Genomic DNA, 22,608 nt, shown 5'->3' on the forward strand with positions numbered 1-22,608 from the left:
AGGGCAGGCGAACAGGGTGGTTTCGTGCCCGCCGCCGACCACCTCCCGGACTTCGCGGAGCGCGCGAAGCTCTTCGGCGAGAAGGTCCGGCAGCGGCGCAACGAGCTCGGCCTGACCGAGCGCGACCTGATCGAACGGACCGGTCTGAGCCGGGGCTACATCCAGCTGCTGCTGAACAACCGCGGCGGCCACAAGGACCCGAGCACCGGGCTCTACAAGCCGGTCAACCCGACGCTTGACGTGATCTGGCGGCTCGCCGACGCGCTCGAGCTCGACCCGACCTACCTCGTGGACAACGGCCGGGGCGTCGAGGCCGACGCTGGCCGCTCGTGAGGATCACCCTCGGCGTCACGGACAATGCATGGGCCGACTTCCTGCGCGCCCGTGACCACGTCACCGAGGCCAACTTCTGGGTGCCGTCCGCCCAACGGTTCACCGGACGTGCCTCGCTCGACGAGCCGTTCCTGTTCAAGACGAAGAGTCCGCGCGAAGGCTTGGTCGGCGGAGGCTTCTTCGCCGGCTACTACGAGCAGCGGGTCAGCGAGGCCTGGGCCGTTTTCGGCACCGGCAACGGCGTCGACTCCGAGGCTGCACTGCTCCGCGCCATCCGGACGTACCGCGAACGCACACGCAAGCCGTTCCACCCGGACCCGACGATCGGGTGCGTCGTGCTGCGCAACATCTTCTTCGCTCCCGAGGGCGATGAGCTGCCCGCTCCCGAGCACTGGGGCCGGTCGATCGTGCAGGGCAAGACCTACGACGACACCGACCCCGACTGGCACTACGTCCTCCACGCGTTCCGCGCCTTCCAGGGTGGCGCGCGCGTCGATCACGTCTGGGACAGAGACTTGGTCGCGGTCGACCTCGACCGCGACGACGCACGCTTCGGAGCACCGGTCCTCACCCAGCACCGGCTCGGTCAAGGCTCCTTCCGGCTGGCGGTGCTCGATGCGTACGAGAACCGCTGCGCCATCACCGGAAGCCGGATGGCCCCGGTCCTTCAGGCCGCGCACATCCGGCCCTACGCCGGCGGTGGCGAGCACGTCGTCACGAACGGCCTTGCGCTGCGTTCCGACATCCACGGCCTCTACGACCGCGGGTACCTGGGCGTCGACGAGAAGTACCGGCTCCGGGTCAGCCCGCGGCTCAACGCGGACTTCGGCAACGGCGTCGAGTTCTACTCGCGCGAGGCGCGCGGCGAGGTGATCCGACTCCCCCTGCGTGGCGTCGACCGACCCGACCACGAGTCGCTGACATGGCACATGGACGAGGTGTTCCTCTCGGCCTGACGTCCTCGGTCAGACTCCTCGCCTAATGGCGTCGGTTCGGCGGCGGTCGTCGAACCAGGACCCATTCGGTCGGGCTGTGGGAGCGCAGCTCGAATGTCGGGTCATGCGCTGCCCGGTGGTGGTGCCAGCACAGCGGCAACCCGTTGGTGAGGTCGGTCCGCCCGCCGTGCGCCCACGGTTGCGGATGGTGGATCTCGCACCAGGCGAACGGTCGGTCGCACGAGGCGATCGCGCAGGTGTCGTGGAGAACGGCGTAGGCCTGACGCTGCTTGTCGTTGTGCAGCCGGCGGGTGCGACCGAGGTCCAGCGGCATGGAGGCTCCGCCCATGACGGCCGGGACGATGCCCGCCTCACAGGCCAGGCGCCGGACCTCGCCGGCAGTGAGGTCAGCGCCAGTCGTGGTGGTCGCCACGCCGAGCCCCGAGCGCAGCACGTCGAGGTCCACCATCGCCATGACCGTGACGAGGGACCGGGACAGACGGTCGCTCGGGAGGTGCTCGATCAGCTCGCAGAAGGCCAGGCCCAGCTTGTCGGCCCAGCCCAGCCCTGATCCCTCGGCCCCGGCAACGTCGTCGAGCACCGGAGCTCCAACCGCGTCCCGCCCGTGCCGCCGCGGGGCGGTCAGCCTGTCGAGGACGCCGGCGAGGATCTGCCCGTGCAGCTCGGGGATCGAGAACCTGCCGTCGAAGGTGCCGTCACCGCGGTCGTGGAGAGTCAGCCACGTGTTGCTCGCGCCTCGGTGGTGGTTGGCCCGGACGCTGCGTTCGAAGTGGCGTCTGGCGAGGTCGGCATCGATCTGGTCGTAGGCACGTCGCACTGCCCGCCGCAGCCGGGCGGGGGGCATCGGAACGCCGCTGCGGGTCGCAGCTCCGGTTGCCTTGGCCAGCAGGCGCTCCTCGGCCTCCCGCTGCTGGGCCGGCGTCGCATCGTCCGCTGACACGTCGAGCCCGTTGACGATGACCCGCGCCTGCTCCAGTCGGATCTCGCCGGCCGACAGAGCGGCCGCGGTCGTCGCATAGCGCTCCTGCAACAACCGGGCGATCCGGAGGCCACCGCGCAGCACCTCACGCCGGTCGCCGGTCAGGCGGGCCAGCCACTCGTCGGTGCCGGTGTCGCCGCTGTCGCGGGCCACCGCCCGTCGTTCGGCCTCCGCGGCGAGCGCCAGCTCAAGGACGTCGGTCTGCGACCGCAGCCGTGCAGCGCCCTGGACCGCGGCCGCCAACTGCTCGTCGTCCAGCACTGCCAACGACACCGACGCCGCGCTCGCCATCGCACTGCGTGCCTCCTCCACCCCGGCCAACAGGCCGGGGGCACCTGAGGGTGCGAGGAGGAGGGCGGTGGCACTCATGGGTCCATCCGACACGCCACCACCGACAAAGAGGGCCCCGGCCGGGACGACCTGTGGAAACCCAGATCAGGCAGCCGCGACCGCGAGGTCAGCAAGTGTCAGGAGCCGCTGCCGCGCCGGCTCGGGCACGAGCGACGCCCACTTCCGCCACGACCCCGGTTGGCCGGGCCGCACCAGCGTGCGACGCACGTCCGCGTCCGCCTGTACGACGAGGGCGGCCGCGGCGACGAGCGCCTGGTTCTCCGGCAACACCTGGCCCTCGGAAGCTCGGCGCAGGAGACGGAAGGCAGCCCGCCGGCGTTCGTCGCGGCCCTCGCGCCAGTTCTGCACGGTCACCGAGCGCTGGGCCGCGGTGCAGCTGTGCTCGATGAGGGCGATCTCCTGGACGTCCGAGCCGATCTCATAGCCCTCACGCAGGTAGGAATCGGAGCTGATCCGGCGCTCGAGCTGCGCCGTGGCCAGCGGCACGGACCACCTACCTCCTCCGGTCGTGGCCGCGACATCCCGGGCCAGCTGCTCCGGAACCGGCAGGGGCGCCATGTCGAACATGAGCCGGTCGTCGACGCCGCTCGGAACCAGCCTGCCCAGCACCCAGCCACCGAGACAAAGGCCGGTTCGCGCACCCAGGTCCAGGACCTCGGTCCAGTCGACCGCACCGGCCTCGCGGACCTGGAGTCGTGCTCCGGGGAGGCTCTGGCCGAGCTGGTAGCCACTCATCGGCGCTGCCGCCCACTGGCGCGCGAGGTCGCCGTGCTCCGCCAGGCGGCCCTCGGCGTGCTCGTCGAGGAACGCCAGCAGGGCACCGACACCGAGAACCGTCTGCTGGTAGGCCCACGACTCCCCCATCACCTGGGCGCCGACGCGGACCGGGTCACCGCCGCGCTCGAAACACGCCTGGAGGAGGTCGCCGTGGGCCGTCTCGACCATCACCCGCAAGGTGCCCCGCACCAGTCCCCCCGTGTCGCCGTCCTCGCAACGCGTCGCGGTGTAGGAGAGATAGCGCATCCACACCCATGGGGGCAGGTCAGGCCCCCAGCCAGCCAGGTCCTCGAGGATCCGGCCGTGGCGGTTGCCGGCGAACATCGGCACGGTCCGGTACCAGTCGAGCGCGGTCGCGAAGTCGCCGGCGCGCTCCGCCCGGAGGGACATCTCGACGCACTCGTACAGGGCAGGCGTCATCCGGTCAGCGACGCGAGGTTGGCGGCTGAAGCCGCTCCGGGGGTTGCGAGACATGGGGCCAGACAAGACCGACGACCTACGACGCGCAACGTCGATCCCGGCCACCTGTGGACAACCAGACGTTGCCCGCAGGTTGTCCACAGATGACGCCCAGCGCTCTTGCGAGCACCCGGCCGCGCGACCACCCTCGTGTCGACCAACGACGAGAGGAAGGGCGCCGTGGAGACCATCGGTACCCGTCTCGGGATCCTCGGCGTCGCGCTCGGCATCACCTTGAGCGCGTGCGACGATCGCGTGACGCAAGCACCTGATCGAGACACCCCCGCCATCCGGATCGGCAGCGGCGCGGAGCCCGGGGCCGATCTGCTCCTTCCCCCGTCAACAGGAGCAGCAGGAGTGGCTACGGCGTGACCTCGGCCACGATCCGCACACTCATGTGGAAGGTCGACGTCGCGCCCTCGATGATCACCAGGAACCCGTCCTGGCCGTCCCGGAACACCTGCCGGCCCTGCGGGGACCACGGGTCCGGCGGGTCGAACTCGAAGGCCGCCCGCTTCGCGGCGAGCATCGCGGTGGCGTGGTCGGCGTGGCTGGTGCGGCCGACCTGGACGATCGTCGACGGCTTGGCCTGGCCCTGGTTGGAGTACTCGATGGCCACCCGCCACGGTCCTTCGGCGCCGAGGGACTGCGGGGAGCCGGACGGCTCGTACTGCGCGTAGGTCATGGCGGCACCCTCCCCCGTCAGCGGACGGGCACACCCGCGGCGGCGAGCGACTGCTTCACGTCGGCGATGCGCAGCGTGCCGAAGTGGAAGACGGTCGCGGCCAGGACCGCGTCGGCGCCGGCCTCGACGGCGGGGGCGAAGTGCTCGACGGCGCCGGCGCCGCCGGAGGCGATGACCGGGATCGAGACCTCGGCACGGACGGCGCGGATCAGCTCGAGGTCGAAGCCGTCGGTGGTGCCGTCGGCGTCCATCGCGTTGAGGAGGATCTCGCCGGCGCCCAGCTCGGCGGCGCGGACGGCCCACTCGATGGCGTCGATGCCGGCGGACTGGCGCCCGCCGTGGGTGGTGACCTCGAAGCCGGAGTCGGTACGGACGTCGGAGCCCGCCGCGACGCGACGGGCGTCGACCGACAGGACCAGCACCTGGTTGCCGAAGCGCTGCGCGATCTCCGCGATCAGCTCGGGACGCCGGATGGCCGCGGTGTTCACGGCGACCTTGTCGGCGCCGGCGCGGAGCAGCCGGTCGACGTCCTCGACGGAGGAGACGCCGCCGCCGACGGTGAGCGGGATGAACACCTGCTCGGCGGTGCGGGAGACGATGTCCATCGTGGTGGCCCGGCCCTCGTGGGACGCGGAGATGTCGAGGAAGGTCAGCTCGTCGGCGCCCTCGGCGTCGTAGAGCTTGGCCAGCTCGACCGGGTCACCGGCATCGCGCAGGTCCTGGAAGTTGACGCCCTTGACCACGCGGCCGGCATCGACGTCCAGGCACGGGATGACACGGACGGCCAACGTCATACGAGCCCGCCCTTGGTGAGCGCGAGCGCGTCCTCGAGGGTGAACTGGCCGGTGTAGAGGGCGGTACCGGCGATGGCGCCCTCGACGCCGATCTGCACCAGGCCCATCAGGGCGCGGATGTCGTCGAGGGTGGTGACGCCGCCGGAGGCGACGACGGGGCGCGAGGTCGCGGCGCAGACGTCCTGCAGCAGCTGGAGGTTCGGGCCCTGCAGCATGCCGTCCTTGTTGACGTCGGTGACGACGTAGCGCGCGCAGCCCTCGGCGTCGAGGCGGGCCAGCGTCTCGTAGAGGTCGCCGCCCTCCTTGGTCCAGCCACGGGCGGCCAGGGTGCGGCCACGGACGTCGAGGCCCACGGCCACGCGGTCGCCGTACGTCGCGATGGCCTTCGCGCACCACTCGGGCTGCTCGAGGGCGGCGGTGCCGATGTTCACGCGGCGACAGCCGGTCGCCATCGCGGCCTCGAGCGACTCGTCGTCGCGGATGCCACCGCTCATCTCGACCTTGATGTCGAGCTTGCCGACGATCTCGGCCTGGAGCTCGCGGTTCTGGCCGTGGCCGAATGCAGCGTCGAGGTCGACGAGGTGCAGCCACTCCGCCCCGGCGTCCTGCCAGCGCAGGGCCGCCTCGATCGGGTCGCCGAAGCGCTTCTCGGAGCCGTCGACCCCCTGCACCAGCTGGACGGCCTGGCCGCCCTTGATGTCGACGGCGGGAAGCAGCTCCAGGTACGTGCTCACAGTGATGTCACCCAGTTCCTCAGAAGTTGCGCGCCCGCGTCACCCGACTTCTCCGGGTGGAACTGCGTGGCGCAGAGTGGTCCGTTCTCGACCGCGGCGACGAAACGGTCGCCGCCGTGCTCGGCCCAGGTCACCAGCGGCTGGTGGCTCGCAGGCGTGCGGTCGTTGGTGACCAGCGTCCAGTCGCGCACGCCGTAGGAGTGCACGAAGTAGAAGCGCTCGTCCTCGATGCCCGCGAAAAGGCGGGTGTCCTCGGGGACCGACACCGTGTTCCAGCCCATGTGCGGCACGATCGGCGCCTGCAGCCGCTCGACGACCCCCGGCCACTCGTTGCAGCCCTCGGTCTCGACACCGTGCTCGATGCCGCGCTCGAACAGGATCTGCATGCCCACGCAGATGCCGAGCACCGGTCGGCCGCCGGCCAGGCGCCGCGCGATGATCCGCTCGCCGCGGATCGCCCGCAGCCCGCGCATGCACGCCTCGTAGGCGCCGACGCCCGGGACCAGCAGCCCGTCGGCCTCCATCGCCGCGTCCAGGTCACCGGTGAGGGTGACCGAGGCGCCGGCGCGCTCGACCGCGCGGACGGCGGAGCGCAGGTTGCCGGAACCGTAGTCGAGGACGACCACGGAGGGCTGGGCTGAGGTCACAGAGCGCCCTTGGTCGAGGGGATGCCGGTCTCACGCGGGTCGAGCGCGATCGCGTCGCGCAGCGCGCGGGCGAAGGCCTTGAACTGCGTCTCGACGATGTGGTGCGGCTCGCGGCCCGCGAGAACGCGCACGTGCAGCGCGAAGTGGCCGTGGAAGGCGATGGACTCGAAGACGTGCTGGGTCAGCGAGCCGAGGTAGGACACGCCGGAGCCGCCGAGCTGGACGTACTGCTGGCCCTCGGGCTCGCCCGTGTGGACGCAGTACGGCCGGCCGGAGACGTCGACGACGGCGTGCACGAGGGCCTCGTCGAGCGGGACGGTCGCGTCGCCGAAGCGGCGGATGCCCTTCTTGTCCCCCAGCGCCTCGCGCAGCGCCTGGCCGAGCGCGATCGCGGTGTCCTCGGTCGTGTGGTGGGCATCGATGTGGACGTCGCCCTCGGTCTGCACCGTCAGGTCGAGCAGCGCGTGGCGGGCCAGCGCGGTGAGCATGTGGTCGTAGAAGCCGACGCCCGTGGAGATGTCGTGGCGGCCGGTGCCGTCGAGGTTGACCTCGACGAGGACCTTCGACTCGCTGGTCTGTCGCTCGACGCGGGCGGTCCTGGCAGTCATGCGCGCTCTCCATCTACATCGGTCAGTGCGGCCCGGAAGGCCGCCATCTCGTCGGGGGTCCCGACCGAGACGCGCAGCCAGCCGTCCGGCCCGGTCTCCCGGATCAGGACCCCTCGGTCGAGGAGACCCTGCCAGACAGCATGACGGTCGGCGAATCGGCCGAACAACACGAAATTCGCGTCGGAGTCAGCGACGTCGCAGCCCTCGTCGCGCAGCCAGATCACCAGCGCGTCGCGCTCGACGCGCAGCTCGTCGACCTTGCCGAGCAGCTCGGGCGCGTGCCGCAGCGCGGCCAGCGCGACCGCCTGCGTGACCGCCGAGAGGTGGTACGGCAACCGCACGACCCGGATCGCGTCGCAGATCTCCGGCGCCGCGGCGAGGTAGCCCAGGCGCAGCCCGGCGCCCGCGAAGGCCTTGCTCATCGTGCGCGTCACCACGAGGTTGCGGTACGACGGCAGCAGCTCGAGCGCGCTCGGGACCCCCTCACGGCGGAACTCGCCGTAGGCCTCGTCCACGACGACCAGCCCGTCGCCCGCGGCCTCGCACAGCTCGCCGACCGCCTCGGGCGGCAGCGCCGTGCCCGTCGGGTTGTTGGGGCTCGGCAGCAGGATGACGCTCGGTAGCTCGGTCTTGACCAGGTCGCGCGCGGCGTCGAGGTCGAGCGAGAAGTCGTCGGCGCGGCGTCCGGCGACCCAGCGGGTGTTGGTGTCGCGGGCGTACTCCGGGTACATCGAGTACGTCGGCGCGAAGCTCACCGCCGTGCGGCCCGGTCCGCCGAAGGCCTGCAGCAGCTGCAGCATGACCTCGTTGGAGCCGTTGGCCGCCCACACCTGCTCGGGCACGATGCCGGCCGGCGTGTCCCGCGAAAGGTAGTCGGCGAGGGCAGCGCGCAGCGCGACGAACTCGCGGTCCGGGTACCGGTTCAGCGTCACTGCCGCCTCGGCAGCGGACGTCGCGATGTCGGCGATGCACGCCGGCGAGGGCCCGTAGGGGTTCTCGTTGACGTTGAGCTGGACGGGCACGTCGAGCTGCGGAGCGCCGTAGGGCTCGATCCCCCGGAGCTCCTCGCGCAGCGGGGGCCAGGTCATCGGCTCACCCGCACCGTGACGGCGGCGCCGTGGCCCGGCAGGTCCTCGGCCTCGGCCAGGGTGACGACGTGGCCAGCCACCTCGGCCAGCGCCGCCTCGGAGTAGTCGATGACGTGCACGGACTTGGTGAACGCGCGCACCGACAGGCCCGAGGAGTGGCAGGCGCAGCCCGCGGTCGGCAGCACGTGGTTGGAGCCGGCGCAGTAGTCGCCGAGGCTCACCGGCGCGTGCGGGCCGACGAAGATGGCGCCGGCGTTGCGCACCCGGGCAGCCCACGCGGCGGCGTCCTCGGTGTGGATCTCGAGGTGCTCGGCGGCGTAGGCGTTGACGACGTCGAGGCCCTGCTCGAGGTCGCGGACCAGCACGATGCCGGACTGCTGGCCGCCGAGCGAGGTGGTGATCCGCTCGGTGTGCTTGGTGGCCGCCACCTGCTTGTCCAGCTCGACCTCGACCTCGCCGGCGAGCCGCTCGGAGGTCGTGACGAGCACGGAGGCCGCCAGCGGGTCGTGCTCGGCCTGGCTGATCAGGTCGGCGGCGACGAAGGCGGCGTCGCCGGTGTCGTCGGCGAGGATCGCGATCTCGGTCGGGCCGGCCTCGGAGTCGATGCCGATCTGGCCCTTGAGGATCCGCTTGGCGGTGACGACCCAGATGTTGCCGGGCCCGGTGACCAAATCAACACGGGCGACCCGCCGGCTGGGATCTGTGTCGTTGAGGCCGTAGGCGAACATGGCGATCGCCTGGGCTCCACCGACGGCGTAGACCTCCTCGACGCCGAGCAGCGCGCACGCGGCCAGGATCGTGGGGTGCACCGAGCCGCCGAACTCCTTCTGCGGCGGACTGGCGAGCGCGATCGACTCGACGCCCGCCGTCTGCGCGGGCACGACGTTCATCAGCACGCTGGACACCAGGGGCGCGAGACCACCGGGCACGTACAGCCCTACCCGGCCGACCGGCACCTTGCGGTGGGTCACCCGGGCACCGGGGCCGAGGTCGGTGACGGCGTCCTGCTCGAGCTCGTTGGCGCACGTGGCGCGGAGCCGGCGGATCGACTCCTCCAGCCCGGCGCGGATGCCGGGGTCGAGGTCGGCGAGCGCGGCCTGCATCGCCTCCGGGGCGACCCGGATGTCGTCGACACGCACGCCGTCGAACTTCTCGCCGAACTCCACGATCGCGTCCAGGCCGCGGGTGCGGACCTCCTCGCAGATCGCATGCACCGCCGGCACCGCGGCTTCGATGTCGAAGTCGGCACGGGGCACTGCTGCGCGGTAGTCGACCGAGGTGTCGCCAGCGGTCGGCATCGTGCGCAGGTCGATGCGGCGGATCAGGGACATGTCCCCGATTCTACGGTTGCCTGCGCTTGCGACCGGTGCCGGTGACGCCTGCCGGGACGAGCTCCCCGGCCAACCGTCGCGCGGTGTCGAGTGCGGCGTCGTCGCCGAACAGCTCGCGTCGGGTGTTGGCGGCGACGAGGTAGGCGTCGATCCGGAAGGCCGCCTCCCCCGGGTCCGGTACGCCGGCCGTCGCGAGGTCGCGCTCGAGGAGGTCGAGCCACTCCCTCTTCAACGCCCGGACCGCGTCCGCGACCCGTCCCTCGCGGTGGCCGTACTCCGCCGAGCTCGCCGCCACGAAGCAGCCGCCGGGGAAGACCTCGGCGCGCAGGTAGTCGACCCACCGGTCGAGCAGCGCACGCAGTCGGGGCGCCCCCGCGCGCTCGCCCCAGGCGGGGGCGACGACGTGCTCGACGTACAGGGTGCGGGCCTCGGCGACGGCGGCGACGAGGATGTCCTCGCGGGTGCCGAACACGGCGAGCAGGCCGCTCTTGCTGGCGCCGGTCGCCTCGGCGAGCCCGCCCAGGGTGATCGCGTCGAGGCCGCCGACAGTCGCCATCCGGGCGGCGGCGCGGGCGGCGCGCTGCCGGGTGCGGTCGCCGCGCTCACGCCGGCCGTCGGTCGCCATGCGACCAAGATACCCGACCGACTGGACGCATTGTTTCGGCGCGACTAGCCTGCGATTTCCACGACCGATCGGTCGTAGAGATCGGAGGACTCCCATGACCACGCCCGCGCCGAGCCTGCACGCCGAGATCGAGGTCGCCGCTCCCCCGAGCACGGTCTGGGCGCTGGTCGCCGACGTCACCCGGATGGCCGAGTGGAGCCCGCAGGTCACCTCGACCCGACTCGCCCCGGCGACGCCCGACCACGCCGTCGGCACCCGCTTCACCAACCGCAACGCCCACGGCGAGCTGACCTGGACCACCCACGCCGAGATCACCCGGTACGACGACGGCGAGGCCCTCGCGTTCCGCGTCGAGGAGAACTGGACCACCTGGACCTTCGAGCTGGTCGCGACCGCCGCCGGCACGCGCCTGCGCCAGCGCCGCGACGCGCCCGACGGGATCTCCCCACTCTCCCAGGAGCTGACCGAGGCGTTCATGGGCGGCCAGGAGGCGTTCACCGCCAGCCAGCGGGCGGGAATGGCGCAGACACTGGCCGCGATCAAGGCCGCCGCCGAGGGGACGGCCACGTCCTGACCGCGCCGCTGGGGTGGAGACACTAGGGTCGGAGCGTGCCCGACGAGCTGCCCATGTTCCCGCTGAACGCGGTGCTCTACCCGGGAGTCAGCCTGCCGTTGCGGGTCTTCGAGGACCGCTACCGCGCACTGGTCCACCACCTGCTGCGGATCGAGGACCCCGCCCAGCGGCTGTTCGGCTCGGTGGCGATCCGCGAGGGCTACGAGGTGGGCGACCACGGCGCCCAGTCACTGTTCCGGATCGGCGTGCGGCTGCAGCTCACGGACGTGGAGAGCCACCCCGACGGCACCTTCGACATCGTGGCCGTCGGGCGCGACCGGATCCAGCTCGACCGGCTCCGGACCACCGAGGCCTACCCGCTCGGCGAGGTCCGGACACTGCCCGAGCCCCGCACCGACGTACCTGCGGAGGTGGTCGAGCGCGCACGCTCGACCTTCACGGCCTACCGCGCCGTGGTCCGCGAGATCTCCGCGGACCCGCTCGAGGGCGAGCTGCCCGAGGACCCGGGCTACCTCTCGTGGACCCTGGCCGCCTGCTCGCCGCTCCCCCTCGGCGAGCGCCAGGAGCTGCTCGAGGCGGCCGACCCCACCGACCGGCTGATGCTCGTGACCGACCTGCTCCGCGCCGAGCTGCGCGCCATGAACGTGATCACCTCGCTGCCGGCCACCGAGGTCGCGCGCACCCGCTGGTCCCCGAATTAGCGCCATGGCGAAGAGGAAGGCAGCCGGCGGCACCCCCGCCACCAGCGCCCTGACCGCGGCGGGCGTGGCGTTCACCGTCCACGAGTACCCGCACGACCCGCGCGCGGAGTCCTACGGCACCGAGGCCGCGGAGGCGATGGGCATCGATCCCGGCCGGGTGTTCAAGACCCTGTTCGTCGACCTCGACGGGGCACTCGTCGTCGGCGTGGTGCCCGTGGTCGGCCAGCTCGACCTCAAGGCGATCGCGCGGGCGCTCGAGGGCCGCAAGGCGGTGATGGCCGACCCGAGGGCGGCCGAGCGGGCCACCGGCTACGTCGTCGGCGGGATCTCGCCGCTCGGGCAGCGCAAGGCCCACCCGACGGTCGTCGACGACTCCGCACTCGCCCACGCGACGGTCTTCGTCTCGGCCGGGCGCCGTGGCCTGGAGGTCGAGCTCAGCCCTGCGGAGCTGGTGCGGCTGACGGCTGCTCGGGTCGCGCCGATCCGGCGCGGACCGACGCCTGGTTGAGCGCCAGCATCACGACGAGGTAGCCCAGCAGGCAGCCCACCGGCCAGGCGAGGTACGGCGTCCACCCGGTGACCTCGAGGTTGCCCGGCAGCACGGTGTCGATCTTGACCTTGGCGGCCTGGTCCTGCGGGTCGGACGGGCTCTGCCACAGGCCGATCGCGGTCATCAGCGCCGCGGCGGCGACACTGCCGACGAGGGCCGCTCCCAGACCGACCAGGGCCTCGTTGCGCGCGAGCATGCCACCGACGAGACCGACCAGCAGCGCCAGGCCGAAGCCGATCACGACGTACTCCGCCGTGCCGCTGAAATCGCGGGTGATGCCGGGGTCGAACGGGTTCGGGTACCAGGTCGGGCCGGCCGTGGTGTCGTAGATCTGGCCCTTCGGCGCGGGCCCCCACCAGGTCCACCACAGCCACCCGCCGGCGGCACCGAGGGCGACGGCGAGGAGGACGGGCGCGACGATCGCGCGCACCACGGCGTCGACCTTCATCCTGCGAGGCACCCCGGTCCGAGGAGCTGCTTGAGGTCGGCGAAGAGCGCGGACGAGGGAGTCACCCTCAGATTGTCCCCCAGGCGCATGACCTTCGTGGAGTCGCGGCTCAGCAGCTGCAGCCGGACCTCGGTCAGCCCGGCGTGGGTGACCAGCACGTCCTTGAGCTGCTGGACCACCGGGCCGGTGCACCGCGTGGACGGCAGGCTGATCACCACTGGACCATCGGCGCGCGTCTCCAGGTCGGGGACGGTCACCTCCTGGCCCCGCAGCTGCGCCGGCTCCCGGTCGGTGTCGAGCTGCCCACGGACCCGGACGATCGCGTCCTCGGTGAGGTACGGCGCCGCGAGGCGGTAGCTGCTCGGGAACAGCAGCACGTCGATCGAGCCCTCGAGGTCCTCGAGCGTGACGGTGGCCCAGGGGTCGCCGTTCTTGGTGATCTTGCGCTGGATCTGGGTGATCAGGCCGGCGACGGTGACCGTCGAGTTGTGGGCCCGGCCCTCGTCGGTGACCAGCTGGCCGATGGTGCAGTCGGTGCCGTTGGAGAGAACGTGCTCGAGGCCGAGCAGCGGGTGGTCGGAGACGTAGAGGCCGAGCATCTCCCGCTCATGGCCGAGCAGGGTCATCTTGTCCCACTCGTCGATGTCGGGGATCGCGACGCTGACGCCGAAGCCACCGTCGGCGTCGTCGTCGCCCAGGCCGGCGAACAGCGAGTCCTGGCCGATCGCCTCGTTGCGCTTGATGTCGACGTACTGGTCGACGGCGGTCTCGTGGATCACGACCAGCGCCCGGCGCAGGTGCTTCATGTCGTCGAACGCGCCGGCCTTGATCAGCGAGTCGATGACCCGCTTGTTGCAGACCGAGGCGGGGACCTTGGACAGGAAGTCGTTGAAGTCGGTGTAGCGGCCCTTCTCGACCCGCGCCTCGGCGATGCCGTCGACCACGTTGGAGCCGACGTTGCGCACGGCGGTGAGGCCGAAGCGGATGTCGGGGCCGACGGCGGTGAAGTCGTGGGCCGACTCGTTGACGTCGGGCGGGAGAACCTGGATCTTCATCCGGCGACACTCGTTGAGGTAGATCGCCATCTTGTCCTTGTCGTCCTTGACGGACGTCAGGAGGGCGGCCATGTACTCGGTCGGGTAGTTGGCCTTGAGGTAGGCAGTCCAGTAGGTGATGACGCCGTAGGCCGCGGAGTGCGACTTGTTGAAGGCGTAGTCGGCGAAGGGGACGAGGGTGTCCCACAGGACCTTGATCGCGTCCTTGGGGAAGCCACGCTCGAGCATGCCGGCCTGGAAGCCGTCGAACTGCGCGTCGAGCTCGGCCTTCTTCTTCTTGCCCATGACGCGGCGCATGTTGTCCGCGGCGCCGAGCGAGTAGCCCGCCAGCACCTGGGCGATCGCCATCACCTGCTCCTGGTAGACGATGAGACCGTAGGTCTCGCCCAGGACCGGCTCCAGCGCCTCCGCGAGCGCGGGGTGGATCGGCTCGATCGGCTGGCGCCCGTTCTTGCGGTGCGCGTACTTGTTGTGGGAGTCCGCACCCATCGGCCCCGGCCGGTAGAGCGCGGAGACGGCGGTGATGTCGGCGAACTTGTCGGGCAGCATCGAGCGCAGCAGCGCGCGCATGCCACCACCATCGAGCTGGAAGACGCCCAGCGTGTCGCCGCGGCCCATCAGCTCGTAGGTCGCCCGGTCGTCGAACGAGAGCTCCTCGAGGACGACCTCCTCGCCCTTGTTGGCCTTGATGTTGGTCAGCGCGTCCTCGAGGATGCGCAGGTTGGACAGGCCCAGGAAGTCCATCTTGACCAGCCCGAGCGACTCGCACATCGGGTAGTCGAACTGGGTGATGACCGCGCCGTCCTGCGGGCGGGCCATGATCGGCACGATGTCGAGGAGTGGCTCGCTCGACATGATGACGCCGGCCGCGTGCACGCCCCAGTTGCGGATCTGGCCCTCGAGCCCGAGCGCCGTCTGGTAGATCGTGCGGACGTCGGGGTCCTGCTCGTAGAGCGCTCGGAACTCGCCGCCGTCGTTGTAGCGCTTGTGCTCGGGGTTGAAGATCTCCTTGAGCGGCACGCCCTTGCCCATGACGTCGGGCGGCATCGCCTTGGTGATCTTGTCGCCGATCGCGAACCCGTGGTCGAGCACCCGGGCGGCGTCCTTGATGGCGGCCTTGGACTTCAGCCGACCGAAGGTCGCGATCTGGCAGACCCGCTCCGCGCCGTACTTGTCAGAGACGTACTGGATGACCTCGCCGCGGCGGGCGTCGTCGAAGTCGATGTCGAAGTCGGGCATCGAGGGACGCTCGGGGTTGAGGAATCGCTCGAAGTAGAGGCCGTGCTCCAGCGGGCACAGGTCGGTGATGCGCAGCGCGTACGCCGCGATCGAGCCCGCACCCGAGCCACGCCCCGGTCCGACCCGGATGCCGTTGTCCTTGGACCAGTTGATGAAGTCCGCGACCACGAGGAAGTAGCCGCAGTAGCCCTTCTGGGCGACGACCGCGAGCTCCATCTCGACGCGGTCCTTGACCTCCTGGTTGAGGCGGTCGCCCGGGTAGCGGGACTCGATGCCGCGCCACACCTCCTTGCGGAACCAGGACTCCTCGGTCTCCCCCGCCGGGATGTCGGCCTTGGCCATGTAGCCGCCGGTGTTCTCGTTGAACTCCACCTCGCAGCGCTCGGCGATGGCGACGGTGTTGTCGCACGCCTCGGGCATGCCGAACCGGTCGGCCCACAGCTCACGCATCTCGGCCGCGGACTTGATGTAGTAGCCGCCGCCGTCGAACTTGAGCCGGTTGGTGTCGGAGAGCCGCTTGCCGGACGCGACGCAGATCAGCGCGTCGTGGGCGTCGGCGTCCTCGGGGTTGTTGTAGTGGGAGTCGTTGGTGGCGATGGGCGGGATGTTCATCTCGCGGCCCAGGCGCAGCAGGTCATCGCGGACCCGCTTCTCGATCGAGATGCCGTGGTCCATCAGCTCGAGGAAGACGTTGTCCTTGCCGAAGATGTCCTGCAGCTCGGCCGCCTCGCGCACGGCCTCGTCCCACTGGCCCAGGCGCAGCCGGGTCTGGATCGCGCCGCTGGGGCAGCCGGTGCTGACGATCAGCCCCTTGCTGTGCTCGGCGAGGATCTCCTTGTCCATCCGGGGCTTGAAGTAGTAGCCCTCGAGGCTGGACCGGGACGAGAGCCGGAACAGGTTGTGCATGCCCTCGGTGCTCTCGGCCCACATCGTCATGTGGGTGTAGGCGCCGCCGCCGGCGACGTCGTCACCGCCCTCCTCGGCCGCGTCGCCCTTGCCCCAGCGGACCCGGCGCCGCTCGCCGCGCGGGGTGCCCGGCGTGACGTAGGCCTCGATGCCGATGATCGGGCGGACACCGTACTTCTTCGCCTTGGAGTAGAAGTCGTAGGCACCGTGCAGGTTGCCGTGGTCGGTCATGGCGATCGACGTCATGCCGAGGTCGTTGACGCGCGTGAAGAGCCCGTCGAGCAGCGACGCCCCGTCGAGCATGGAGTACTCGGTGTGGACGTGCAGGTGGACGAAGTCCGCTTCCCCGGAACCGGCTGCCATCGGGTGTGGTGACTCCTCGAGAGAGATGGTGGGCGGGTGAGTCGGGGAAGGGGATCAGCCTACGCGACCCGACCGACCCATCGTGGCAGGTGGGTCCGAGTCAATCCGAGTCACAGCGGTGTCCACTCCATCCGGACGTCCGGCGCCCGCTCCTCGTTGCCGGAGCCGTCGGTGCGCTCCCGCTCGACGAGGCCGCGGGCGGCGTAGAACGCCCGGGCCGGCTCGTTGGCGACGAACACCCAGAGGCCGAAGCCGCCGGGGTGCCGGGCCTTGACCAGGTCCAGCAGCGCGCTGCCGATCCCGGCGCCGGCGTGGTCGGGGTCGACGTAGAGGTCGTCGAGCCACGTGCGGGTGAACCGGGCGTAGCCCACCACCCGGTCGCCGACCTCGGCCGCCCACACCTCGTCGCCGCTGCCGTCGAGGCGCGCGGCCAGCCAGGCCCGCACCTCGGCGTCGGGGTGGATGCCCGCAGGCATCGGCGAGGCCGCCCGTGCCCGGAGGTGGACGTCGGCGACCGCCTCCGCGTCGTCCGGCGTGGCCGGACGGAGGATCAGCCCGTCGTCGGGCTCAGTGGCTGTCACGGATGATGTCGAGCGCCCGGGCGAGGTCGTCGGGGTACGAGGACTCGTACTCGACGTACCCGCCGTCAGGGTGCTCGAAGCCGAGCTTCACGGCGTGCAGCCACTGGCGCTCGATGCCGACCTTGCGGGCCAGCACCGGGTCGGCGCCGTAGGTGATGTCGCCGACGCACGGGTGCTTCAGCGCGCTCATGTGCACCCGGATCTGGTGGGTCCGGCCCGTCTCGAGGTGGACCTCGAGCAGGCTCGCGAAGCGGTGCGCCTCGAGCGTCTCGTAGTGCGTGACGCTGTGCCGGCCGTCGTCCATGACCGCGAACTTGTAGTCGAAGCGCGGGTGCCGGCCGATCGGGGCGTCGATCGTGCCCTCGTGCGGGTCGGGGTGGCCCTGCACCAGCGCGTGGTAGGTCTTGTCGACCGTGCGCTGCCGGAAGGCGTTCTTGAGGACCGAGTAGGCGTGCTCGGACTTCGCGATCACCATGACGCCCGACGTACCGACGTCGAGGCGCTGGACGATGCCCTCGCGCTCCTTGGCGCCGGAGGTCGAGATGCGGAAGCCCGCACCAGCGAGGTGGCCGACCACGGTCGGCCCGCGCCAGCCCGGCGACGGGTGCACGGCGACGCCGACCGGCTTGTCGATCACGACGATGGCGTCGTCGTCGTGGATGATCTTGATGCCCTCGACGATCTCCGGGACCACCTCGAGCGGGTCCGCCTCGGCCGGGATCTCGACGTCCAGCACCGAACCCGCGAAGACCCGGTCGCTCTTGCCGCCCACCGGGCTGCCGTCGAGCTGCACCCGGCCGTCGGCGACGAGCTCGGCGGCGCGCGTCCGGGAGACCCCGAACAGTTGCGCCAGCACGACGTCGACGCGCTCACCCTCGAGGCTGTCGGGGACGTTCAGGCTGCGGTGGTCGACCGTGGTCACGACGTCTCCTCCTCGTCCGGCTGGTGCTGCTCGACCCGCGAGCCGTCGAGCGCGATGCCACGCAGGACCTGCACGAGGATCATGGCGACGCCGACGTTGATGCACATGTCGGCGACGTTGAAGACCGGCCAGTTCGGCAGCATCAGGAAGTCGACCACATGGCCCTTGAAGGGCGCCGGGTCGCGGAACAGCCGGTCCATCAGGTTGCCGTCGATGCCCGCGAACATGAGGCCGAGCGCGACCGACCACCACCTGCTCTGCACCCGGCGGCTGATCCACAGCACCACCAGCGTGGCGGCGGTGGCGAGCACTGCCAGGGCCACCGTGAAACGCGTCCCGAGGCTGAAGGCCGCACCCGGGTTGTAGGTCAGGTGCAGCTGCAGCAGCTCGCCCACGACCTCGACGTCGGGCTCGCCGGCCAGGTGGCGTACGGCGAGCACCTTGGTCACCTGGTCGATGACCAGCATGATCGCGCCCACGGCGGCGAACAGCAGCCAGGTGCGGGGAGCGGCGAGCAGGCCTCCGCGGGTCTCGTCGGGGCCGTCGTCGCGGTCGTCTACCGGCGTTCCTCGCGCTGCTTGCATGTCATGCACAGTGTGGCACGCGGAAACGCCATGAGCCGCATCTTGCCGATGGGGTTGCCGCAGGACTCGCAGACGCCGTACGTGCCGTCGTCGATGCGGGCCAGGGCCCGGTCGATCTGCGCCAGCTTCTCCCGCTCGTGGTTGAGGACGGTGAGCTCGTGGTCGCGCTCGAAGCTGGTCGCTCCGAGGTCTGCCTGGTCCTGGCCGGCACCGTCACCGGAGTCGCGGAGCAGGCCGGTCAGGTCGGCCTCCTGCTCCTCGAGGATCTCCGCCGCGCGGGCGCGCTGCTCGTGCAGCTCGGCGACGACCTCGGCGAGCTCCGCCTTCGACCAGGCCTCCTCGTGGTCGAGGACGACCAGGGCGGCGGGGGCGGCCTTCCTGGCCGGCGCCTTCCTGGCGGGCGCGGCCTTCTTTGCCGGCGCAGGGGCGGCCTTCTTCGCGGGAGCGGACGCGGTCTTCTTGGCCGGTGCCGTCTTCTTCGCGGGAGCGGGCGCAGCCTTCTTGGCCGGTGCCGTCTTCTTCGCAGCCGGAGCCGCCTTCTTGGCGGGCGCCGCCTTCTTGGCGGGCGCCGCCTTCTTGGCAGGCGCAGCCTTCTTCGCGGCGGCGGGCGCGGCCTTCTTGGCAGGCGCAGCCTTCTTCGCGGTGGCGGGCGCAGCCTTCTTGGCCGGAGCGGCCTTCTTCGCAGCCGGAGCGGCCTTCTTCGCGGGTGCCGCCTTCTTCGCAGGTGCCGCCTTCTTGGCCGGCTCGGCACTCGCGGTTGCCTTGCGCGGCCGGATCATCTTCCGGGCGGCGGACGCGGCCTGACCGGCCAACGACTTCTTCGTGCTGCGGGCCATGAAGGACTCCTCCAGAAGCGACAGCCGGTCCCGGGTGATCGACAGGCTGCTGCGGAGGGTAACGGCTCCGACAGGCTCGGCCAAGGAGGCTCACCGTCTCGCGGACGCGTCGACGTGCCGCCGGACTCCCGCGAGCGTGCCAGCACATGCAGCGACCGGCCGGTCCGCGCGAGGCGGACCGGCCGGTCGGGTGCTCAGTGGGTGAGGGTGAGCTGGAGGCTCAGCCCTCCTCCTCGCCGAGGATGGAGCGCAGTCGCTTGGGGGCCGGGGCCTCCTCGACGGGGGCCAGCGTGTCGCCCGGCGTCTGCAGCGACTCGAGCTGCTGGGTGAAGTAGCTCTTGAGGCGCGAGCGGTACTCACGCTCGAACGAGCGCAGCGTCTCGACCTCGGCCGAGAGCTTGTCGCGCTCCTTCTCGAGGTCGCCGAAGAGCTGCGTGCGGCGCTCGGCGGTCTCGCTGTCGAGCATCTCCGCACGGGTACGAGCGTCGGACTCGAGGCGGTCGGCCTTGACCTTGGCCTCGGACTCCAGACGCTCGGACTTGGTGCGTGCCTCGCCGACGATCTTGTCGGCCTCGTTCTTGGCGTCCTCGACGAGCTCGTCGGCGTTGCGCGTGGCGATCTCGAGGAGGCGGGCCGCGGCGTTGGACGCCTCGGGAACCGTCTCGACGCGGATCGTCTGGACACCACCGGACGCCTGCGGGGCGGCCACGGGAGCAGCGACGACCGGGGCGACGGGCTCGACCGGCTTCGGCACCTCGACGGGCGCGGGCGGCTCGGGAGCGGCCTCGGGAACCGGGGCCAGCTGCGTCGGAGCGTCGAACGCCGCGGAGGAGCCGCCGGCCTGCGCCGCGGCCAGCTTGGCGCGGAGGTCGTCGTTCTCCTGGGTCAGGCGGGCAAGCTCAGCCTCCACCTCATCCAGGAACTGGTCGACCTCGCCCATGTCGTAGCCCTCGCGCAGCCGGACCGGCGTAAAGCGCTTGTTGCTCACGTCCTCAGGCGTCAGCGGCATGACCTCACCTATCTTCGAAGTACAAGGACAAACTGTCTCACCGAACCTTAGCGCCTGCAGTGGAGAAGGCCGCATCACCCGCCGGTGCTCGACGTGGGGACAGGGCGTGTCGCCGCTGGGAAGACGCGCAGAACGGGCGCAGAACTCCGGCGCGCCGCGGCGCGCCGCCGCCTAGGCCAGGAGGGTGTTGCGGTTCACCGAGAGCGCGACGTAGGCGAGGATCATCACCAGCAGGAAGCTGAGGTCGAGCGCGAAATTGCCGATCCGGATCGGCTTGATGACCTTGCGCAGCGCCGAGATCGGCGGGTCCGTGGCGCTGTAGGACAGCTCCAGGAACACCAGCATGACCCCGCGCGGCTCCCAGCTGCGCGCGAACATCTGCACCCAGTCGGTGATGAAGCGCACCCACAGGAACGCGATGAAGGCGAAGAGGATGCCCTCGATGATCCAACCGGCGATGCTCACGGTCCCAACCTATCGGGTGTCCGGGGACAGCCCGAGCCGGCTCAGCTCTGGTTGAAGAAGTCCCGGTCGGCGATGCGCTGCTTGTCCTCGGCAGCGACGGTGACGTTCGGCGGCGAGAGGAGGAACACCTTGTTGGTGACCCGCTCGATGCTGCCGCGGGTGGCGAAGATCAGGCCCGCGGCGAAGTCGACGAGACGCTTGGCGTCGGAGTCGTCCATCTCGGTGAGGTTCATGATCACCGGGATGCCCTCGCGGTAGGACTCGCCCACCGAGCGGGCGTCGTTGTACGTCGTGGGGTGCAGCGTCGTGATCCGCGACAGCTCCGCGACGGTCGGCTGGGGCGCGACGGCGACCGGGCGCCGACGCTCGTCGAGGTCGGCGACGGAGCCGGCCGTCGACGGTACGGCGCGCACGGGACGGGCCTGGCGGGGCTCGCGCGTCGCACGCGGGTCCTGCTCGGCGCGCTCGTCGTCGTACTCGTCATAGCCGGTGTCCTCAAGCAGGCCGAGGTACTCGCCGATCCTGCGCATCGCACCGCTCATGACTGTTGCCTCCGTGATCCTGGACGCCGAGTGTCAGCGCCCGTTGGTGGTGTTGTGGACATTACTGGACCGACTGCCTCGATCCGAGGACCGCGGAGCCGACGCGCACGTGTGTCGCGCCGGCGGTGACCGCGGCCTCGAGATCGCCGCTCATCCCGGCCGAGAGCCGGGTCGCGTCGGGGTGCTGCTCGAGGAAGGTGGACCGGATCGCGCGGAGCCGGTCGAAGGCGGTGGCGGGGTCCTCGCCGAGGGGCGCGACGGCCATCAGACCCCGCAGGGAGAGCGACGACGCAGCGGCGACCTCGTCGGCGAGCGCCACCAGGTCGGCCGGGTCGGCGCCGGCGCGGTGGTCGCTGCCGGGCGGGTCGAGGCTGACCTGGAGCAGGACGTCGACCTGCCGGCCGGACTCCCCCGCACCCCGGTCGAGCCGGCCCACCAGGCTGCTGCGGTCGACGGACTCGACGACGTCGGCGTACCGCGCCACGGCGGCGGCCTTGTTGGACTGCAGCCCGCCGATGAAGTGCCAGCGCAGGGCCAGGTCCGCGCAGTCGGCAGCCTTGGCCTCGGCCTCCTGGTGGCGGTTCTCGCCGACGTCGGTGACGCCGAGTTCGGCGAGCAGGCGGACGTCGGAGGCGGGGAAGAACTTGGTGACCACGACGAGGTCGACCTCGTCCGGCGCCCGGCCGGCGCCCTCCGCGGCCCGGGCGATCCGCTCGTGGACGGCGGCCAGGCGGGTGCGCAGCTCCTCGAGACGGCTCATGGCAGCCACACCAGCCCGGCGAAGCGGCCGGCCCCGGCGCCGTCGCGGCGGTAGGAGTGCAACCCGTGGTCCTCGCGGGTGCAGCCCGGCACCACCGTGACGTCGACGCCGGCTGCAGTGAGCTGGGCGGTGACGCCGGCACCGAGGTCGAGCGCGGGCGTGCCCCACGTCGTCTCGGCGTACGTCTGCGGGACCGCGGCCGCGACCTCGTCGCGCATGCCGGCCGGGACCTCGTAGCAGCCGCCGCAGATGTGCGGCCCGACCCACGCCCGGACGTCGGTCGCACCGAGGGCACGCATCCGCTCGACGGTGCGCGTCACCACGTCGAGCTCGACACCCAACCGGCCGGCATGGGCAGCGCCGACGACGCCTGCCGCGGGATCGGCCAGGAGCACCGGCACGCAGTCGGCGACCCGGATCACCAGTGCGGTACGACGCTCGCGCGTCACCACACCGTCGGCCACGCCGACCGCTCCCCCGCCGAGCTCCGTGGCCCCGTCGACGACGACCACGTCGTCGCCGTGCACCTGGCTGACCCGCGCGAAAGCGACGTCCAGCTCGGCACCGAGCACGGCCAGGGCGGCGGTCACCCCCTCGCCCTCCTGGAGGTCGAGGGAGGAGTCCGTGAACGCCACCTCGACCCGGCGCCCGCCAGCGGCGGGGTCCGGGTCGAGGTCGTGGGTCTCACGGAAGGCGAACACCAGGC

General features: G+C 71.3%; 26 protein-coding genes. 5 read left to right on the forward strand and 21 right to left on the reverse strand.

Features of this window, described 5'->3' with window-relative positions:
• The first annotated feature begins 24 nt into the window (after positions 1–24).
• Together ASE20_RS01090 and ASE20_RS01095 are read left to right on the forward strand one after the other, a co-directional pair.
• On the forward strand, positions 25–333 hold the full coding sequence (locus tag ASE20_RS01090; protein ID WP_056892682.1) for a helix-turn-helix domain-containing protein: 309 nt from the start codon (positions 25–27) through the stop codon (positions 331–333).
• Positions 330–1,289 carry an HNH endonuclease gene (locus ASE20_RS01095; RefSeq protein ID WP_056892683.1) on the forward strand — a complete coding sequence of 320 codons (960 nt, stop codon included), beginning with the start codon at positions 330–332 and terminating at the stop codon, positions 1,287–1,289. Before ASE20_RS01090 ends, ASE20_RS01095 begins: the two co-directional genes overlap by 4 nt.
• A 22-nt stretch (positions 1,290–1,311) precedes the next feature.
• Here the strand turns inward: ASE20_RS01095 and ASE20_RS01100 are convergent, their stop codons facing one another.
• The 10 genes from ASE20_RS01100 to ASE20_RS01145 form a co-directional block, all read right to left on the reverse strand.
• Positions 1,312–2,637: an HNH endonuclease signature motif containing protein gene (locus ASE20_RS01100; RefSeq protein WP_082612042.1), complete on the reverse strand. Its 1,326-nt coding sequence runs from the start codon at positions 2,635–2,637 to the stop codon at positions 1,312–1,314.
• Between the two features lie 66 nt (positions 2,638–2,703).
• A complete protein-coding gene (locus ASE20_RS01105; protein WP_056892685.1) occupies positions 2,704–3,816 on the reverse strand; it encodes a hypothetical protein in 1,113 nt (370 codons plus the stop codon).
• Positions 3,817–4,216: 400 nt separating this feature from the next.
• The gene (locus ASE20_RS01110) at positions 4,217–4,540 is read right to left on the reverse strand and encodes a hypothetical protein (RefSeq protein WP_056892686.1); all 324 of its coding nucleotides are present in this window, start codon (positions 4,538–4,540) and stop codon (positions 4,217–4,219) included.
• Positions 4,541–4,557: 17 nt separating this feature from the next.
• Positions 4,558–5,334, reverse strand: a complete 777-nt coding sequence (gene hisF, locus ASE20_RS01115; RefSeq protein WP_056892687.1) for an imidazole glycerol phosphate synthase subunit HisF — start codon at positions 5,332–5,334, stop codon at positions 4,558–4,560.
• On the reverse strand, positions 5,331–6,068 hold the full coding sequence (gene priA, locus ASE20_RS01120) for a bifunctional 1-(5-phosphoribosyl)-5-((5-phosphoribosylamino)methylideneamino)imidazole-4-carboxamide isomerase/phosphoribosylanthranilate isomerase PriA (protein WP_056892688.1): 738 nt from the start codon (positions 6,066–6,068) through the stop codon (positions 5,331–5,333). The genes hisF and priA overlap by 4 nt, the downstream gene beginning before the upstream one ends.
• Positions 6,065–6,715 (reverse strand): imidazole glycerol phosphate synthase subunit HisH, encoded by a 651-nt coding sequence (gene hisH / locus ASE20_RS01125; RefSeq protein WP_056892689.1) that lies wholly within the window; start codon positions 6,713–6,715, stop codon positions 6,065–6,067. The genes priA and hisH overlap by 4 nt, the downstream gene beginning before the upstream one ends.
• Complete coding sequence (gene hisB / locus ASE20_RS01130; protein WP_056892690.1) at positions 6,712–7,323, reverse strand: imidazoleglycerol-phosphate dehydratase HisB; 612 nt, start codon at positions 7,321–7,323, stop codon at positions 6,712–6,714. The genes hisH and hisB overlap by 4 nt, the downstream gene beginning before the upstream one ends.
• Complete coding sequence (locus ASE20_RS01135; RefSeq protein WP_056892691.1) at positions 7,320–8,411, reverse strand: histidinol-phosphate transaminase; 1,092 nt, start codon at positions 8,409–8,411, stop codon at positions 7,320–7,322. Before ASE20_RS01135 ends, hisB begins: the two co-directional genes overlap by 4 nt.
• Positions 8,408–9,742 (reverse strand): histidinol dehydrogenase, encoded by a 1,335-nt coding sequence (gene hisD / locus ASE20_RS01140; RefSeq protein WP_164483658.1) that lies wholly within the window; start codon positions 9,740–9,742, stop codon positions 8,408–8,410. Before hisD ends, ASE20_RS01135 begins: the two co-directional genes overlap by 4 nt.
• A gap of 10 nt (positions 9,743–9,752) precedes the next feature.
• Positions 9,753–10,367, reverse strand: coding sequence for a TetR/AcrR family transcriptional regulator (locus ASE20_RS01145; RefSeq protein WP_056892692.1), 615 nt, complete (start codon positions 10,365–10,367; stop codon positions 9,753–9,755).
• Between the two features lie 94 nt (positions 10,368–10,461).
• Here ASE20_RS01145 and ASE20_RS01150 point away from each other — a divergent pair, with 94 nt between their 5' ends.
• From ASE20_RS01150 to ybaK, 3 genes are read left to right on the forward strand one after another with little or no spacing between them, the layout of a single operon-like run.
• Complete coding sequence (locus ASE20_RS01150; RefSeq protein ID WP_056892693.1) at positions 10,462–10,941, forward strand: SRPBCC family protein; 480 nt, start codon at positions 10,462–10,464, stop codon at positions 10,939–10,941.
• Positions 10,942–10,976: 35 nt separating this feature from the next.
• On the forward strand, positions 10,977–11,642 hold the full coding sequence (locus tag ASE20_RS01155; protein ID WP_056892694.1) for an LON peptidase substrate-binding domain-containing protein: 666 nt from the start codon (positions 10,977–10,979) through the stop codon (positions 11,640–11,642).
• Between the two features lie 4 nt (positions 11,643–11,646).
• Positions 11,647–12,150, forward strand: a complete 504-nt coding sequence (gene ybaK, locus ASE20_RS01160) for a Cys-tRNA(Pro) deacylase (protein WP_056892695.1) — start codon at positions 11,647–11,649, stop codon at positions 12,148–12,150.
• On the opposite strand, the gene ASE20_RS01165 is transcribed toward ybaK, so the two are convergent.
• The 11 genes from ASE20_RS01165 to ASE20_RS01215 all read right to left on the reverse strand — a co-directional run bounded on the left by ASE20_RS01165 (position 12,077) and on the right by ASE20_RS01215 (position 22,603).
• Positions 12,077–12,640 carry a hypothetical protein gene (locus tag ASE20_RS01165; RefSeq protein ID WP_056892696.1) on the reverse strand — a complete coding sequence of 188 codons (564 nt, stop codon included), beginning with the start codon at positions 12,638–12,640 and terminating at the stop codon, positions 12,077–12,079. The two genes, ybaK and ASE20_RS01165, sit on opposite strands and share 74 nt — an antisense overlap.
• Positions 12,637–16,203, reverse strand: coding sequence for a DNA polymerase III subunit alpha (gene dnaE, locus ASE20_RS01170; RefSeq protein WP_056892697.1), 3,567 nt, complete (start codon positions 16,201–16,203; stop codon positions 12,637–12,639). Before dnaE ends, ASE20_RS01165 begins: the two co-directional genes overlap by 4 nt.
• Positions 16,204–16,313: 110 nt before the next feature.
• Positions 16,314–16,784 (reverse strand): GNAT family N-acetyltransferase, encoded by a 471-nt coding sequence (locus ASE20_RS01175; RefSeq protein WP_056892698.1) that lies wholly within the window; start codon positions 16,782–16,784, stop codon positions 16,314–16,316.
• The gene (locus tag ASE20_RS01180; RefSeq protein ID WP_056892699.1) at positions 16,771–17,706 is read right to left on the reverse strand and encodes an RluA family pseudouridine synthase; all 936 of its coding nucleotides are present in this window, start codon (positions 17,704–17,706) and stop codon (positions 16,771–16,773) included. Before ASE20_RS01180 ends, ASE20_RS01175 begins: the two co-directional genes overlap by 14 nt.
• Entirely contained in the window at positions 17,703–18,290 is a 588-nt protein-coding gene (gene lspA / locus ASE20_RS01185) for a signal peptidase II (protein ID WP_056892700.1), read from the reverse strand. The genes ASE20_RS01180 and lspA overlap by 4 nt, the downstream gene beginning before the upstream one ends.
• Positions 18,263–19,126, reverse strand: a complete 864-nt coding sequence (locus ASE20_RS24150) for a TraR/DksA family transcriptional regulator (protein WP_225868993.1) — start codon at positions 19,124–19,126, stop codon at positions 18,263–18,265. The genes lspA and ASE20_RS24150 overlap by 28 nt, the downstream gene beginning before the upstream one ends.
• A 220-nt stretch (positions 19,127–19,346) precedes the next feature.
• A complete protein-coding gene (locus ASE20_RS01195) occupies positions 19,347–20,135 on the reverse strand; it encodes a DivIVA domain-containing protein (RefSeq protein ID WP_056892701.1) in 789 nt (262 codons plus the stop codon).
• Positions 20,136–20,306: 171 nt separating this feature from the next.
• Positions 20,307–20,600: a YggT family protein gene (locus ASE20_RS01200; protein WP_056892702.1), complete on the reverse strand. Its 294-nt coding sequence runs from the start codon at positions 20,598–20,600 to the stop codon at positions 20,307–20,309.
• Between the two features lie 41 nt (positions 20,601–20,641).
• Positions 20,642–21,142, reverse strand: coding sequence for a cell division protein SepF (locus ASE20_RS01205; protein ID WP_056892703.1), 501 nt, complete (start codon positions 21,140–21,142; stop codon positions 20,642–20,644).
• Between the two features lie 61 nt (positions 21,143–21,203).
• On the reverse strand, positions 21,204–21,902 hold the full coding sequence (locus ASE20_RS01210) for a YggS family pyridoxal phosphate-dependent enzyme (protein WP_157538368.1): 699 nt from the start codon (positions 21,900–21,902) through the stop codon (positions 21,204–21,206).
• Positions 21,899–22,603 carry a polyphenol oxidase family protein gene (locus ASE20_RS01215; protein ID WP_056892705.1) on the reverse strand — a complete coding sequence of 235 codons (705 nt, stop codon included), beginning with the start codon at positions 22,601–22,603 and terminating at the stop codon, positions 21,899–21,901. Before ASE20_RS01215 ends, ASE20_RS01210 begins: the two co-directional genes overlap by 4 nt.
• Positions 22,604–22,608 lie beyond the last annotated feature (5 nt).

It is taken from the genome of Nocardioides sp. Root240 (genome assembly GCF_001428825.1).
Taxonomy (GTDB): domain Bacteria; phylum Actinomycetota; class Actinomycetes; order Propionibacteriales; family Nocardioidaceae; genus Nocardioides.